General features: G+C 74.4%; 13 protein-coding genes. 5 read left to right on the forward strand and 8 right to left on the reverse strand.

All coding sequences use genetic code 11. The features are described 5' to 3' along the window. Position 1: 1 nt before the first annotated feature. Together ACTWP5_RS27930 and ACTWP5_RS27935 are read right to left on the reverse strand one after the other, a co-directional pair. Positions 2 to 1,690 (reverse strand): SDR family oxidoreductase, encoded by a 1,689-nt coding sequence (locus tag ACTWP5_RS27930; protein ID WP_443223924.1) that lies wholly within the window; start codon positions 1,688 to 1,690, stop codon positions 2 to 4. 385 nt (positions 1,691 to 2,075) lie between these two features. Continuing rightward, a complete protein-coding gene (locus tag ACTWP5_RS27935; protein WP_443223925.1) occupies positions 2,076 to 2,780 on the reverse strand; it encodes an ArsR/SmtB family transcription factor in 705 nt (234 codons plus the stop codon). Positions 2,781 to 2,984: 204 nt separating this feature from the next. On the opposite strand from ACTWP5_RS27935, the gene ACTWP5_RS27940 reads away from it, so the two are divergent. Further along, positions 2,985 to 3,734, forward strand: a complete 750-nt coding sequence (locus ACTWP5_RS27940; RefSeq protein ID WP_443223926.1) for an N-acetyltransferase — start codon at positions 2,985 to 2,987, stop codon at positions 3,732 to 3,734. A 107-nt stretch (positions 3,735 to 3,841) separates the two neighbouring features. Further along, a complete protein-coding gene (aroA, locus tag ACTWP5_RS27945) occupies positions 3,842 to 5,092 on the forward strand; it encodes a 3-phosphoshikimate 1-carboxyvinyltransferase (RefSeq protein ID WP_443223927.1) in 1,251 nt (416 codons plus the stop codon). An 84-nt stretch (positions 5,093 to 5,176) separates the two neighbouring features. On the opposite strand, the gene ACTWP5_RS27950 is transcribed toward aroA, so the two are convergent. Both ACTWP5_RS27950 and ACTWP5_RS27955 read right to left on the reverse strand, forming a co-directional pair. After that, entirely contained in the window at positions 5,177 to 5,722 is a 546-nt protein-coding gene (locus tag ACTWP5_RS27950) for an AAA family ATPase (protein ID WP_443223928.1), read from the reverse strand. A gap of 521 nt (positions 5,723 to 6,243) precedes the next feature. Next, positions 6,244 to 7,050 (reverse strand): SDR family oxidoreductase, encoded by an 807-nt coding sequence (locus ACTWP5_RS27955; protein WP_443223929.1) that lies wholly within the window; start codon positions 7,048 to 7,050, stop codon positions 6,244 to 6,246. Between the two features lie 211 nt (positions 7,051 to 7,261). Here ACTWP5_RS27955 and ACTWP5_RS27960 point away from each other — a divergent pair, with 211 nt between their 5' ends. The 3 genes from ACTWP5_RS27960 to ACTWP5_RS27970 all read left to right on the forward strand — a co-directional run bounded on the left by ACTWP5_RS27960 (position 7,262) and on the right by ACTWP5_RS27970 (position 11,281). Then, complete coding sequence (locus ACTWP5_RS27960) at positions 7,262 to 8,125, forward strand: helix-turn-helix transcriptional regulator (RefSeq protein WP_443223930.1); 864 nt, start codon at positions 7,262 to 7,264, stop codon at positions 8,123 to 8,125. Positions 8,126 to 8,328: 203 nt separating this feature from the next. Then, a complete protein-coding gene (locus ACTWP5_RS27965; RefSeq protein ID WP_443223931.1) occupies positions 8,329 to 9,876 on the forward strand; it encodes an alpha-N-arabinofuranosidase in 1,548 nt (515 codons plus the stop codon). 100 nt (positions 9,877 to 9,976) lie between these two features. Next, positions 9,977 to 11,281, forward strand: coding sequence for an alpha-galactosidase (locus tag ACTWP5_RS27970; RefSeq protein WP_443223932.1), 1,305 nt, complete (start codon positions 9,977 to 9,979; stop codon positions 11,279 to 11,281). A 58-nt stretch (positions 11,282 to 11,339) separates the two neighbouring features. Here ACTWP5_RS27970 and ACTWP5_RS27975 read toward each other — a convergent pair whose 3' ends face one another. The 4 genes from ACTWP5_RS27975 to ACTWP5_RS27990 form a co-directional block, all read right to left on the reverse strand. Continuing rightward, positions 11,340 to 11,648, reverse strand: a complete 309-nt coding sequence (locus ACTWP5_RS27975; RefSeq protein WP_443223933.1) for a hypothetical protein — start codon at positions 11,646 to 11,648, stop codon at positions 11,340 to 11,342. Next, entirely contained in the window at positions 11,642 to 11,962 is a 321-nt protein-coding gene (locus ACTWP5_RS27980) for a hypothetical protein (RefSeq protein WP_443223934.1), read from the reverse strand. The genes ACTWP5_RS27975 and ACTWP5_RS27980 overlap by 7 nt, the downstream gene beginning before the upstream one ends. Positions 11,963 to 12,154: 192 nt before the next feature. Continuing rightward, the gene (locus ACTWP5_RS27985; protein WP_443223935.1) at positions 12,155 to 14,497 is read right to left on the reverse strand and encodes a rhamnogalacturonan lyase; all 2,343 of its coding nucleotides are present in this window, start codon (positions 14,495 to 14,497) and stop codon (positions 12,155 to 12,157) included. A gap of 223 nt (positions 14,498 to 14,720) precedes the next feature. After that, entirely contained in the window at positions 14,721 to 15,647 is a 927-nt protein-coding gene (locus ACTWP5_RS27990) for an SDR family oxidoreductase (protein WP_443223936.1), read from the reverse strand. Positions 15,648 to 15,682: the final 35 nt, after the last annotated feature.

Here is a 15,682-nt window from a genome sequence, read left to right on the forward strand (position 1 = left end):
GTCAGCCTCTCCGGGGTGGACGGCGGGAGCCGGCACGGACACGCGGGTGGCCGGCCGCCGTGCCCTCGTCGGAGGCGGAGGCGGAGGCGGGGCTGGCCGCGCCTCCACCGGGTGGCGGCGCGGGGGCGGCGCGTTGGGCGGCGCGGACGATGTTGCGGGCCATGCCGCCGAAGACGAGGGCGTGGAAGGGCGACACGCTCCACCAGTACAGGTGGCCGAGGAGACCGCGGGGATGGAACACGGCCCGCTGCGCGTAGCGCACGCCGCCCGCCGGCCTGCCGTTGCCGCCGTCGCCGCCTTCGCCGTCGCCGCCTTCGTCGTCGGGCCCCTCCACCCGCATCTCCAGCCAGGCCAGGCCGGGCAGGCGCATCTCCGCGCGCAGCCGGAGCAGCCGGCCGCGTTCGATCTCCTCCACCCGCCAGAAGTCCAACGAGTCGCCGACCCTCAGCCGCCGGGCGTCCCGCCGCCCCCGCCGCAGCCCGACGCCGCCCAGCAGCCGGTCGAGCCAGCCGCGCACGGCCCAGGCCAGCGGGAAGGAGTACCAGCCGTTCTCCCCGCCGATGCCCTCGATGACGTTCCACAGCGTCGCCGCGGCGACCTCGGCGTCCCGTTCCCGCACGTCGGTGTAGAGGCTGCCGCCGGCCCAGTCGGGGTCGGTGGGCAGCGGGTCGCTGGGGGCGCCGGGCACGGCGGCGGAGGACCAACGCGTGCTGACCTGGGCGTCGCGGACGCGTTCCAGCGCCAGGGCGACGGCGCGGTCGAAGCCGAGGGGGTGACCGGGTGGGCTCGGCACGTACCGTTCGACGTCGTTCTCCCGGCACACCACCTCGTGCCGCAGGGACTCCGTCAGGGGGCGGGCGATCCGGGCCGGGACGGGCGTCACCAGGCCGACCCACTGGCTGGACAGGCCGGGGCTGAGGACGGGCACGGGAAGGATCAGCCGGCGGGTCAGGCCGGCCACGGCGGCGTAGCGGCGCATCATGTCGTAGTACGTCAGGATGTCGGGCCCGCCGACGTCGAAGGCGCGGTTCACCTCCGGGGGGAGGCCGGCGCAGCCGGTCAGCAGGCGCAGCACGTCGCGCACGGCGATCGGCTGGATGCGGGTGTGCACCCAGCGCGGGGTGACCATCACCGGCAGGCGCTCGGTGAGGTAGCGCAGCATCTCGAAGCTGGCCGATCCGGAGCCGATGATCACGGCGGCGCGCAGCACGGCCGTCGGCACGCCCGAGTCGAGCAGGATGCGGCCGACCTCGGCGCGGGAGCGCAGGTGCGGCGACAGCTCGCTGGCCGGCACCGCCTCGGGCGTCAGCCCGCCCAGGTAGACCAGCCGGGCGAGGCCCGCCCTGCGGGCCTGCTCGCCGAAGATGTGGGCCGCCTCGCGGTCGGTCTCCTCGAAGCCGCGCCCGGTGCCGAGGGCGTGGACGAGGTAGTAGGCCACGTCCATGCCGCGCAGGGCCCGCGCGATCGAGTCGGGGTCGGTGACGTCGCCCCGGACGACCTCGACCCGGCCGGCCCACGGGTGGTCGCGGAGCTTGGCCGGGGTGCGGGCCAGGCAGCGCACCCGGTGGCCGGCGTCGAGCAGTTCGGGGACGAGCCGGCCGCCGATGTAGCCGCTCGCGCCGGTCACCAGGCAGGCGAGGCCGGCGTCGCCGCCGGGGTTCCCGGTCGGTGTGGTGTCGTCGCCGCCCATGTGTCGATCCCGCCGCCCGCTGCTCGTGGGTCCGCCGCCGTGGCGGTGCCTGCCGTCCGTTCCCGTGCCGTCCGTCCGTACTTCTACAGTGCGAACGAGCCGGCCCGCCGCGCCCGGGTGCAGGGGCCGTGTGGGTGAACGGGGCGTCGTCCCCGGGGCGGCGAAGGGCTCGGGGCCGCACTCGTCGGCGGGGACGGAGCGCGTCGAAGTCGACGTTCTCTCGACGCAGCTCGGGTGCCGACGGGGTGCGTGCGAAGGACCTGTTGACCTCGGCCTCCCCCCGAAGAACGGCGGAATGACCGCGGAGCGCGGACGCCGAACCGGGCCGGCGACCACGCGGGGCCGTGGGCGGCAGCGGGCGGCGCCGGTCGGCTCCGCGCCCCGCTCACGTGTCGGAGAGGAGCTGGACCTCCACACCCAGCAGCTCCCGGAACGCCTCTCCCCCTTCCGGCGTCACCTTCACCGCGCGCCCCGAGCCGACACGCCGCACCCACCCCCGCTCCAACGCGGTCGTGCACAGGGCGGCGCCCAGCACTCCGGCGAGGTGGGTGCGACGCTCCGTCCAGTCCAGGCAGCCGCGGACCAGCGGCCGCCGGGCGCCGGCGGGCCAGGTGTGTCCGAGGGCGTCGGCCAGCCACGCGCGCCCCCGCGGGGTGACGGCGAGCCCGGAGTCGTCGGCGACCAGGCCGCGGGCGATGATCGCGTCCGCCAGCGTCACGCCCAGTCGCCCCGCCAGGTGGTCGTAACAGGTGCGGGCGCGGGCCTCGGCGCCGAGCCGGGTCGACGCGCGCAGTCCGCGCGGCCGGGCCTCGGGGGCATGCGAGGGGGCGGCGTAGGAGGTGAGGGCCTCGACCAGGGCGGCGACCTCGGGGCCGGCCAGCCGCACGTAGCGGTGCCGGCCCTGGCGCTCCTCCGCCAGCACGCCGGCGGCGACGAGGCGCGAGAGCTGCTCGCTGGCGGTGGAGGGCCGCACCCCCGCGTGCCGCGCGAGTTCGCCGGCGGTCCAGGCACGGCCGTCGAGCAGGGCCTGGCAGAAGGCCGCCCGGGTGCGGTCGGCGAACAGCGCGGCGGTGTCGGCGAGCGGAGCCATGGGGCCCATGATGGCGCAGCCACGGTTCGGGGAGCGCCGAACCGTTCCCCGCACCGTGGCACGGGGCCGCGGGATGGCGGCGAGGGGCGGCGGGCCAACGGAGGGCACGGAGGACCCGAGCGGCGAGGCGAAAACAACGTGTGGCGCCGAGGCCGGACCGGTAGCGTGCGCGGCCAGGATCGCGCGACCCCGACGGAGTAGGCCATGGATCTGCTGGTGACCACCGCCGCCGAACGGCCCGATCTCGTGCCGCTGCTCGGCGACTTCAACGACTGGCCACGGTTCATGCTGGAGGACCCGGTCGCCCCGCTCTACTTCACCGACGCGGAGACGGCGTTCCCCGAGTTCGTCCTGATCGCGATCGACCGGGACCGACCAGACCGGCTGGTCGCCAAGGGCTACAGCGTGCCGTTCACCTGGGACGGCGACCCGGAGGAGGCGCTGCCGCCCGGCGGCTGGGACGAGGTCATCCTGACGGCGGCGCTCGACCGGCTCGCCGGCCGCCGGGGCACGCTCGTGTCCGCGCTGGAGATCTCCGTCCGGCCGGATCTCAGGGGCACGGGCCTGTCCTCGCTCATGCTCGACGCGATGCGCCGCAACGCCGCCGCGTCGGGCTTCACCAGCCTGGTCGCGCCGGTCAGGCCCAGCGCCAAGCACCTCCACGCCAACGTGTCGATCGCCGACTACGCCCGGCTGCGCAGGGACGACGGCCTGCCGGTCGATCCGTGGCTGCGCGTCCACGTGCGGGCCGGCGGCGAGGTCGCCGGGGTGTCGGTCCGGGCGATGACGATCCCCGGCACCCTCGCGGACTGGCGCGCGTGGACCGGCCTGCCGTTCGACGCCACGGGCCCGGTGGAGGTGCCGGGCGCGCTCGTCCCCGTTCACTGCGACACGGCCCACGACCACGCGGTCTACTGCGAACCGTGCGTCTGGGTCCGTCACCGGCTCACCTGACGCGACGTCCCCTCGCCCCCGCCCCTGTCCTCGCGTCCCCGCCGCACCCCCATCCACGGTCCGGACGCCCCGCCGCGACGCGCCGGGCGCGTCCTAGGCTCGGCGCCATGACGATCGTGGACATACCCGGCTCGAAGTCCGTCACGGCCCGCGCGCTCTTCCTGGCGGCGGCCTCGCGCGGCACCACGGTGCTGCGCCGGCCCCTGGTCTCGGACGACTCGACGGGATTCGCCGAGGGACTGGCCACGCTCGGCTACCGCCTGGAGCGGGAGGCGGACCGGTGGACGGTCGAGGGCCGCCCGGCGGGGCCCGCGGTCGAGGAGGCCTCGGTCTTCTGCCGCGACGGCGCCACCACCGCCCGGTTCCTGCCGGCGCTGGCCGCCGCCGGTCGCGGCGTCTTCCACTTCGACGCCTCCGCCCAGATGCGCCGCCGCCCGCTCGGCCCGCTCACCGGGGCGCTGCGCGAGCTCGGTGTCACCCTCGTCCACCACGGGGAGGAGGGCCACCACCCGCTCACCGTCCACGCCGACGGGATCAAGGGCGGGCACGTCACCCTGGACGCCGGCCTGTCCTCCCAGTTCCTCACCGCTCTCCTGCTGGTCGGCCCGCTCACCGCCGAAGGGCTCACCATCACCGTGACCGACCTGGTCTCGGCCCCGTACGTGGAGATCACCCTGGCGATGATGGAACGCTTCGGCGTGCGAGCGGACCGCGAGGGGAACACCTTCTCGGTGCCCGCCCGGCCGTACACGGCCACCGACTACACCGTCGAGCCGGACGCCTCCACCGCCAGCTACTTCCTGGCGGCGGCCGCCCTCACCGGCCGCAGCGTCACCGTCCCCGGGCTCGGCTCGGGCAGCCTCCAGGGCGACCTGCGCTTCGCCGAGGTCCTCGGACGGATGGGCGCGGACGTCACGCTGACGGCGGACCAGGTGACGGTGACCGGCGCCCCCGGGGGGCGGCTGGCCGGCGTCACCGTCACCATGCGGGACATCTCCGACACCGTCCCCACGCTCGCCGCCATCGCGCCGTTCGCCGACGGCCCCGTCCGCGTCGAGGACGTCTACAACACCCGGATCAAGGAGTGCGACCGGCTCGAAGCCTGCGCCGAGAACCTGCGGGCCCTCGGCGTCCCGGTCCGGCTCGGGCGGGACTGGATCGAGATCCACCCCGCGCGGCCCCGTCCGGCCCCGATCGCCTGTCACGGCGACCACCGCATCGCCATGGCCTTCAGCGTCACCGGCCTGCGGACCCCCGGCATCACCCTGGACGACCCCGGGTGTGTGAGGAAGACCTTCCCTGGCTTCCACCAGGCGCTGGACGACCTGCGCACCGCCTGGCAGCGGCAGGACCGGTAGCCGGGCCGCTCGGCCGCCGCCCACGCCCCGCCAGGCCGGGCCGGGCCGGGCCGGGCCGGGCCGACGGTGAGGCGGCGGCGGCCGTCAGGCGCGGTGCGCGTCGATCCAGGAGGCGACGCGGTCGACGTCGACGGGCACGGTCGTGTCGAGGCGGAGGACCGGCCCGAGGGCGAGCGGGCGGCTCGCGCGGGACCGCTCCTCCCACTCCTCGTCCGTCAACAGCGCGCCGTGAACGGGGTGCCGGGGATGGCGGGCCTCGAACCGGCGGCGCGCCGTCGCCACAGGCACCTCGCACCAGACCTCGACCGGACGGACGTCCCCCGCGCGGGCCAGGCCCCGCGCCACGAACGGGCGGGTGTCGGCCGGCCAGCACGACTCCAGGACGGCCCCGGCGGGCGCGAGCGCGAGCAGCGCCCACAACGTCTCGCTGGCCGCCGCGCCGAGCGCCGCGTTCCACCGCCGCTGGGCGCGGCCGTCGGGCGGTTCGGATCCGAGCACGTCCGCGTGGGTCTCCTTGACCACGTCCTTGCTCAGCAGCGGGAGGCACAGGCGACGTGACAGGGCACCCGCCAGCGTCGTCTTCCCCGCGCCCGGCAGGCCGTTGACCAGCACGGCGAGAGAGGCAGCCATACGGCGGGACCCTATCGGCGCGCTGGGCGACCGCGGTCGGCCGCCGCCCCCGGCGGGGCGCGGCGGCGCGAGCCACGCGGCGAACCGGGCGGCCGGGGCGGGGGTTCCGGCGTTCCGTCGCCGGTGACGGCGATCCCGTGGCGCCGGTCGGCCGCCCGCGCACCAGCGCGACCGTCTGGCCGCTGCCGGGTACGCGACGTGGCGGACGGCGTCGGTCACGAGGCCACGGGTGTCGACGGCCGCAGGTCGTCGCGGAGCCGCGGCCGGGAGCCGACGGGCGACGCGTCGGTGACGGCGCGGCGCGCACGCGGGACCGAGGCGAGGTCGGCGGGGAACGCCCCGTGTGCGGACAGAGCGAACAGAACGGACAGGGCGGACAGTGCGGAAACGCCGGGCGGGGCAGGGAGGGAGGTGCGGCCGGACGCGGCCCACGGGCCTGTCCCTACCCGTGCCGAGCCGAGGAGGAACGCGGCGCCACGTCCCGGGCAGGGCCGACCACCTGCTCCGACGAGGGCCGGCGCTCAGACGATGCCGCCGTTGGCGCGGACGACCTGACCGTTGACCCAGTGGCCGCCCGGGGAGGCCAGGAAGGCGACGACCTCGGCGATGTCGGCGGGGGTGCCCAGCCGCTCCAGCGGGGGCTGGGCGGCCAGCCGGGCGATGGTCTCCTCGTCCTTGCCGTCGAGGAACAGGTCGGTCGCGGTGGGCCCGGGGGCGACGGCGTTGACGGTCACGTCCCGGCCGCGCAGCTCGCGCGCGAGGATCAGCGTGACCGCCTCGACCGCGCCCTTGCTGGCGCTGTACGCGCCGTATCCGGGGAAGGCCAGGCCGACCACGGAGGAGGAGAAGGTGATGACGGCGCCGCCGGCCCTGACCCGCCTCGCGGCCTGTTGGGCGACGACGAAGGTGCCCCGGACGTTCGTGCGGTGGAGCGCGTCCAACGCGTCCAGGTCCAGTGTGGCGACGGACGCCAGCAACATCCGCCCGGCCGCGTGGACGACGACGTCGACGCCGCCGAACTCCGACTCCGCCGTGTCGAACAGCGCCGCGACCTGCTGTTCGTCGGCGACGTCGGCCCGGACGGCGACGGCCCGGCCGCCGGCGGCGGTGATCTCCTTGACGGCGGTCTCGGCCGACTCGCGGTTGCCCGCGTAGCCGATCACGACGGCGAGGCCGTCGGCGGCGAGGCGGCGCGCCGCCTCGCGGCCGATGCCGCGGGAGCCGCCCGTGACGACGGCGACGCGGGGCCGCTCGGTGTCGGTGCCGGACCCGGATCCGGCCCCGGACCCGGACGGGACGTGGCGGTCCGCGATGTCCTGGGATGACATGGGTGGACGCTCCTTCGGTGGTGTCGGTGGGGAAGGCCCCGACGGAACGGTCGTGGCCCCAGGGCCCGGCGTGGTGCTCGGCACGGTGCCCCGCTCGTGTCCCCAGCGTGGTCCGGCCGGCCCGCGGCAACCACGGCTCTCTCCACCCTGGGGTCGCCACCCCCTGGCTCGCGGCTGGCTCACGCCGGTCCCCGCGCGGGAGGATGGAGGCGTGAACCATGCCGCGCTCGCCGCCTTCCTGAAGTCCCGGCGCGACCGGGTCCGCCCGTCCGAGGTGGGCCTGCCCGCCGGCCCGCGGCGCCGTGTGCCCGGCCTGCGGCGCGAGGAGGTGGCCCAGCTGGCCGGGCTGTCCGCGGACTACTACACCGAGTTGGAGCGCGGACGCGGCGTCCAGCCCTCCGCCCAGGTCGTGGCCGCGCTGGCCCGCGCGCTGCGGCTGAACGGCGACGAACGCGACCACCTGTTCCGTCTCGCCGACCGGCCGGTGCCGCCGGCGGCGCACGGCCCGACCGCGCACGTCCAGCCCGCGCTGCTCGGCCTGTTGGACCAGCTGACGACGACCCCCGCCCAGATCATCACCGACCTGCACGAGACCCTCGCCCAGAACTCGCTGGCCGTCGCCCTCGTCGGCCGGCGACCGCCGCCGCGCGGCCCGGAGGCGAGCTTCGTCTACCGCTGGTTCACCGACCCGGGCTCCCGTTCCCTCTATCCGGCCGAGGACCACCCCCACCACTCCCGGGTCTTCGTCGCCGATCTCCAGGCCGTCGCCGCCCGGCGCGGGAGCGACGCCGAGGTCACCCGGATGGTGGCGGCGCTGCGCCGGCGGAGCGAGGAGTTCGCCGAGCTGTGGGACACCCACGACGTGGCGCTGCGGCGCAGCGACCACAAGCGCATCGTGCATCCCACCCTGGGGGTCGTCGAGTTGGACTGCCACCGGCTGTTCAGCGAGGACGGGCGGCAGCGGCTGATGTGGTTCAGCGCCCCGCCGGGCACGGAGGGCGCGGCCCAGCTGAGCCTGCTGTCCGTCATCGGCACGCAGGACATGACGCCCTCCTCGGGCTCCCCGACGTCCTGAGCGGTGCGGGGGGGCGACGGGCCCGAGGCTCCTGCCTCGGGCCGAGGGCGGGCCCGTTCGACCCCGGTTCGCCACCAGTCCCAGGGACGCCAGGTGTTCGCTCCAGAAGCGAGTTTTTGTATCGTTTCACCAGCGCCGTTCGGTATCTCGTCCGGCGTTCGTCCGGCGCACTCTCGCTCGTTCGCTCACCACGGAGGCACCCGTTGTCCACCACCACGCGCGGCACCGCGATCATCAACCTCGACGTCGAGGGTCCCGTGATCAGCCGCCACCTGTACGGGCACTTCGCCGAGCACCTCGGGCACTGCGTCTACGGTGGCTTCTGGGTCGGGGAGGACTCCGACATCCCGAACGAGGGCGGGATCCGGCTGGACGTGGTCGAGGCGCTGCGGGCGCTCGACATCCCGAACCTGCGGTGGCCGGGCGGCTGCTTCGCCGACGAGTACCACTGGCGGGACGGTGTGGGGCCGCGCGAGCAGCGGCCCCGGATGGTGAACACGCACTGGGGCAACGTCGAGGAGAACAACCACTTCGGCACCCACGAGTTCATGGCCCTGTGCGAGCTGCTGGGCGCGGAGCCGTACGTCAACGGGAACGTGGGCAGCGGCACCGTGCGGGAGATGAGCGAGTGGGTGGAGTACCTCACCCGCGACGGGGACTCCCCGATGGTGCGGCTGCGGAAGGCCAACGGCCGCGAGGAGCCGTGGCGCGTGCGGTTCTGGGGCATCGGCAACGAGACGTGGGGCTGCGGCGGCAACATGCGCGCCGAGTACTACGCCGACCTGGCCCGGCAGTACGCCACCTACTGCCGCGACCACGGCGACAACACCCTCTACCGCATCGCCTCCGGCGCGTCCGACGACGACTACGCGTGGACGCGGACGCTGATGGAGCAGATCAGCTGCTTCGGCTGCGAGGCGAAGCCGAAGAACTTCTTCCAGGCCCTGTCGCTCCACTACTACACGCTGGCGGGCCCCTGGGAGGCCAAGGGCAGCGCGACCGCGTTCGACACCGCCGACCACTACCGCACGATGGCCGCCGCCCGGAGGATTGACCGGATCATCGCCGGCCACTCCACGGTCATGGACGTCTACGACCCGGGGCGCACCGTCGGGCTGGTGCTGGACGAGTGGGGCACCTGGTGGGACGTGGAGCCCGGCACCAACCCCGGCTTCCTCTTCCAGCAGAACACGCTGCGCGACGCGCTCGTCGCGAGCCTCCACTTCGACATCTTCCACCGGCACGCGGCCCGCCTGGTGATGGCGAACATCGCCCAGACCGTCAACGTGCTCCAGGCGATGCTCCTCACCGACGGCGAGCGGCTGGTGCGCACCCCCACCTACCACGTGTTCGAGATGAACAAGGGGCACCAGGACGCCACCTCGCTCCCGGTCCACCTGCGGCTCGCGGCCGGCGGGAGCCGTGAGCTGGCGGACGGGGGGACGCTGGAGACGCTGTCGGTCTCGGCCAGCACCCGCGACGGAGCCCTGCTGGTGTCGCTGAGCAACCTCGACGCGGAGGCCCCGGCCGAGGTGACGCTCGACCTGCGCGGCGGCGCCGTCGGCGCGCCCACCGCCCGTGTTCTCACCGCCGAGCGTCTCCAGACGCACAACACGGCGGAGAACCCGGACGCCGTGGCGCCCCGGCCCCACGACGAGGGCGTGCGCGTCGACGCGGAACGCCCCAGCCTGCTGACCGTCGCCCTGCCGCCCCACTCCTTCGTCACGGTCAGCGCACCCCTCGCCGGCTGAAGCGCCGGCGGATGACGGCCACGTCACCGCAGACCCGCCGGCGACGCCGCCGGCGGCCCCGCAGGCGGACCACCGCCGGATCCCGAGGAGTCGAGCAGCCATGAGCCGGCCCGCGCGCGCCCGTTCCCCCCGCCCCCTGCCCCCGCGCCATCTCCGCCCGCCCATGGGCTGGAACAGCTGGGACTGCTACGGCACCACCGTCACCGAGGACGAGGTCCTGGCCAACGCCACGTTCCTCCACGACCACCTCCTGGCCCACGGCTGGGACACCGTGGTGGTGGACATCCAGTGGTACGAGCCGACGGCGAGGGCCCACGGCTACAACCCCGACGCCCCGCTGGTCCTCGACGCCCACGGCCGGCCCCTCCCCGCGCCGGGTCGTTTCCCCTCGGCGGCGGGCGGGGCCGGCTTCGGGCCGCTGGCCGACCGCGTCCACGCGCTTGGCCTGCGGTTCGGCCTGCACGTCATGCGGGGCATCCCGCGCCGGGCCGTCGCCGCCCGCCTGCCGGTGGCGGGGACGGGGTTCACGGCCGACGAGATCGCCGACACCACCTCCGTCTGCCCCTGGAACACCGACAACTACGGCCTGGACCACGACCACCCCGGCGCGCAGGCGTACTACGACGCCCTGCTCACCCAGTTCGCGGCCTGGGGCGTCGACTTCGTCAAGGCCGACGACATGCTCTTCCCGTACCACGAGCGGGAGATCGCCGCCTTCGCCCGCGCCGTCGCCGGATGTGGCCGGCCCGTCGAGCTGAGCCTCTCCCCCGGCACCGACGTCTCCCTCGCCCGCCTCGACCACCTGCGCGAGCACGCCACCATGTGGCGGGTCTGCGACGACCTGTGGGACCGCTGGGAGGACGTCGAGGCCCAGTTCGCCCGCCTGGCCCGCTGGGCGCCCTGGCAGGGCGAACGGGGATGGGCCGACGGGGACATGCTGCCGCTGGGCCGCGTCGGCATCCGGGCCGAGCGCGGCGAGGACCGCACGAGCCGCCTCACCCACGCCGAGCAGCTCAGCCTGATGACCCTGTGGATCATGGCCCGCTCGCCGCTGATGTTCGGCGGCGACCTGCCGAGCAGCCCGGCCGAGACGATCGCGCTGCTCACCAACGAGGAGGCACTCGCCGTCCTCTTCCACTCGACCGACAACCGTGAAGTGCTGCGGGAGCGGGACGTCGTGCTGTGGACCGCCCGCGACCGCGACGAGGAGGGCACGCGCTACGCGGCCGTGTTCTCGCTCGCCGACCACCCGCGGCGGGTGGCCGTCCCGCTCGGCTCGCTCGGGGCCCGCCCCGGGGACGGGGTCCGGGAGCTGTGGACCCGCACGGAGGTCGCGCACGACGGCCGGACGCTCCGGGTCGACCTGCCCGCCCACGGCGCCGCGCTCTACCGGCTGGCGCTCTGACGGGCCGGCCCGAAGCAGTCCGCCAGCCAGGACGACCTCTGGTCAGGAAGACCACGGGTCAGCAGAACCAGCCGTCCTGCACCCAGCCGCGCCGGTTGATGTCGCCGTAGGCGAAGCCGTACGCCCAACCGCCGGAGACGCGTTCCACCAGGAAGGTCTGGGGGTGGTAGAGCGTGCCCATCCAGGCACCGAGCGGCTCGGTGCGCACGAACAGGCTCTGCGCGCACACGGTCTCGCGTTCGCCCGGGGTGCCGTTCGCGGCCTGGGCGGGAGGGGCCGCCAGGGCGAGCCAGACGACGACGGCGGTCGCACCGGCCAGCACCGCGCGGCGCGCGCGGCGGCCTCTCCCGCGTCGCGTCCTCACCATGATCCCCACCCACCCAGGCACTCGTGGCGGACGTATCCCCAGTCGTTGGGGCCGAAGTCGAAGGTGGCGGCCCAGCCGTTGTAGACGGGGTGGGCACCACGGGTGTGTCCCACCTTGTCGCCGTAGCCGAGGACGCGCTTGAGGCCGACGGGCCCCGAGGCGCTGTCGTAGTTGTCGTAGAAGCTGGCGCTCTGGCAGACGATGACCGCGTGGTCCGGCACCACCGGTTGCGCGTGGGCGGGGCCGGCGAGGAGAAGGGCGGGCAGCGTCACCGCGACCGGGAGGGCGGCGGCGAGGCGGAGGCGGGGGGCCATGGGAGGGCTTCCTTCCTACGCGCGCGGAGGAGGGACGGCGGAGGGGGGCTTGTCATGGACACCTCTACCCGCGTCGCCCACGGTGGAACCCGTCGCCGGAAGGCCGCGCGCGGACGGGCCCGGCCGGTTCGGGGAAGGGAACCGGCCGGGCCCGTCGCGACGGGGCGCTCGACCCGCCGTCCAGGTGTCAGCTCATCGGATGTTCGGCACCGGCACCCGCGAGAAGTCGGTGTCGGAGCCCAGGTAGAAGCTGGGGTAGGAGGGCTGGTTGTACGTGGTCTGTTGGCGCGCCACCTCCACCCGGTACTGCGGGTCGTGCATCAGGGTGTAGAGCTTGTGCTCCGTCACCTCGGTGCTGAGGTAGATCCGGATCGCCGAGGAGTCGATCGTCGGCAGCAGCAGCTCCTCGCGCCAGTCGCCGAGGATGTCGGCGACGAGGGAGGGGTTGCCCTTGTCCCAGTTGTTGGTGGTCGTGCCCTCGGCGGTCACGAGGGTGCCGCGCCGCCAGTCGTCGAGCGTGGGCGTCTCGTAGACCTCCGTCTGGGCCCCGTTCACGATCTGGGTCGTCAGGTCGGCGGCCCACCGCACGCTCTGGTTGCTGCCGGGCGGGACGTCGGCCAGCCACTGGCCGCGCGCGTCCCACAGGGCGATCGGGCTGCCGTGGGCCGTGTCGTCGTTCATCGCCCACGCCTCGAAGCCCGGTATCCCGGGCTCGACGTCGCCGACCATGGCGCGGCCCGTGTCCAGACCGCTGTAGCCGCCCCACAGCACCTCGCCCGTGGCGGCGTCCCGCATGGCGTAGCCGTAGGGCGCGTAGGCGCCGCCCTCGTGGGCGGAGAAGATCTCCAGTCCGTCCCTGGTGGGGTCGAGGTCGGCGACGTGCATGGCGTCGCCGTGGCCGAGCTTCATGTCCTGCCCGGGGGTGGCGCTGTCGGGCGGGCCGACGTCGTAGGAGCTGTAGAGGAGGTCGCCGTCGTCGTCGAGGGTGGCGGAGCCGTAGACGATCTCCTGCCGGCCGTCGCCGTCGACGTCCGCCGCGCTCATGGAGTGGAAGCCCTGCGTGGTGAGGGTGCCGTACTCGGGGTCGGTGCCCTCCACGCCGTGAGGGCTGTCGTTGAACGGGTTGCTCATGGGCGCGTGTCCGCTGTCGACGTGCCACTGCTCGCGCAGCCGCCGGCCGTCCCAGCGGTAGGCGACGAGCGTGCTGCGGGTGTAGTAGCCGCGGGCGAAGACGGCGGAGGGGTGGGTGCCGTCGAGGTAGGCGACGCCCGCGAGGAAGCGGTCCACGCGGTTGGCCGGCTCGATGCGGCTCATGGCGTAGTCGCCCCACATCAGGCCGTCGTCGCCGCGCGGGACGGGATAGCGGATCGTTTCCAGTTCCTCGCCGGTCGCGCCGTCGAAGACGCTCAGGTACTCGGGGCCGTCGACGACGAAGCCCTCGAAGGCGCGGAGGTTGTTGCGGGTGCTGCGGGAGGGGGCGTAGACGTCGATGAAGTGGTCGGCGAGGGAGCGCGCGTGGTCCTCGCTGAGAGGGTAGGGGTACGGTTCGCGGTCGGTGATGCCCAGGGCCTCCTCGATGGTGGCCGGCCAGTTCCCGGCCTCCACCTCGGGGTGCTTCGACCAGCCGCGGAACATCTCCACGAGGTGGTCGTAGTAGTCCGCGGCGCTCATGCGGTAGTCGTCGGTGTGGGAGACGCCGCGGGCGCGGTCGGCGCGTGGCAGGGTGACGTACTCCTCGGAGACGACGTTGCCCGCGGCGTCGTAGCGGATGCTCCTCGTGCCGGGGGCGGTCTTGAACATCATCTCCGAGCGGCCGTCGCCGTCGAAGTCGTAGACGAGGAACTGGGTGTAGTGGGCGCCGGAGCGGATGTTGACGCCCAGGTCGACGCGGTGGAGCAGGGTGCCGTCCAGCTCGTAGGTGTCGATGTAGGTGTTGCCGGTGTAGCCGACCTGCGAGACGTCCTTGGAGTTCGACGGGTCCCACTTCACGACGTACTCGTACGCCCCGTCACCGTCCACGTCACCGACGCTCATGTCGTTCGCGGTGTACGTGTACGCCTCCCCCGCCGGGGTGACGCCGTCCGCGGGCTTCGTCAACGGCAGCTCGTAGAACTGCTCCCCCCACGGCGAGACGGGGTCACTGACGTCGACGACGTGCCCGCGCCGCACCGCCTTGACCCGGTACTCGGCGCCGGGCTCGGTGCCCGCGTCCAGGTAGTTGGTGGAGTCGGTGACGGTGGCGATGCGCCGGCCGTCGCGGTAGACGCGGAAGTCCACGCCCGTCAGGCCCGTCTCGCTCGACCCGGTGACCTCGTCCCCCAGCAGCCGCCAGCTCAGGAACACGCCCTCGTCCGTGGAGACGGCCACCAGCCCACGGTCGAGTTCCTCCATCTGCACGGCACGCCGGTGGTCCGGCCGTCCGCCGTGCTCGCCGGCCTGTGCGGCGCCCGGCGTGCCGCCCGCCAGCATCGCCGCGATCAGTACGGGAGCCAGCAGCCCGGCCGCCGCCCGGCGGCGTGGCCTGTTCTCTCGCACGAGCCCTCCTCGCGATTGATTCGTTTCAAGTCCACCTGTCACCCGAGGACGGGTTGATTCGTTTCAACAGGAGGCTGTGAAGCGGACGCTAAGGAGCGCGGACAGCGGGAGTCAAGGGGCGTGCGGCAACTCGCGGTTCCCGGTGGTCCACTCCCGCCCCAGACGCCGCGCCGCCCGCCGCCCGGGGTACGGGAGCGACGGGCGGCGTGCGGCGGACGGCGCGTCAGCCGGCGGGCGGCGCGTTCCGCCCCGCCTCCTGAGCCATCCGCCGACGCTGGGTGGCCATGAAGACGTCCATCCTGCGGTCGAGTTCCGTCTCCGGCGGCAACGCGCTGAACAGCGCCTTCGCGCGCTGCGCGAGCTGGCCGGCGGTGCTGCGGTCGGTGATCGCGAAGGGCTTGCCGGCCCGGATCGCCTCGACGACCACCGGCCCGGCCGCGTCCGGCGGCATGCCGAGGTTGCGCAGGAAGCTCGCCTCGTCCCGCTCCCTGCGGTCGACCGCCGCGCGCTCCTCCTCGGAGTCGGGGCGATCCGACACGGAGTCGCGCGCCGCGCGCGAGGTCGAGGCCAGGTTGGTCGCCATCACCCCGGGGCACAGGACCGTGACCCCGATGGCGTGGCCCTCGCGTTCGAGCTGCTTGCCGAGGGCCTCGGAGAGCCCGACGACGCCGGCCTTGGACGTCTCGTAGATGGTCGACCCGCCGGCGGGGGCGAGCCCGACGGCCGAGGCGGTGTTGACGATGTGTCCGGCCTCCCCCCTGGCGATCATGCGGGGCAGGAACGTCTGGATGCCGTTGATGACGCCGCCCAGGTTGATGCCGACGTAGAGGTCCCACAGCTCGTAGGACATCTCCGCGAGCGAGAGCGGCCCGCCGATCCCGGCGTTGTTGCACAGCAGGGTGACGGGGCCGAGCCTGTCCTCCGCCTGGTCGGCGACGCGGGCGAGGGCGTCGCGGTCCCGCACGTCGAGCGTGAACGTGGCCACGCTCGTCGTGGCGGACAGCTCGGCCTCCGCCTTCGCCAGCGCCTCCTCGTCGACGTCGGTGATCGCGAGCCGGACGTTCTCGCGGGCGAGGGCGCGGGCGATGCCCAGGCCGATCCCCTGGGCGGCTCCGGTGACGAACGCGGTGCGCCCGGCTAGGTCGAGCACGGTGTCCCCTTTCCTCTCTGGTGTGTGTGGGCGTG

The sequence above is a fragment of the Streptomyces sp. 4N509B genome, from assembly GCF_052245655.1.
Classification (GTDB): domain Bacteria; phylum Actinomycetota; class Actinomycetes; order Streptomycetales; family Streptomycetaceae; genus Streptomyces.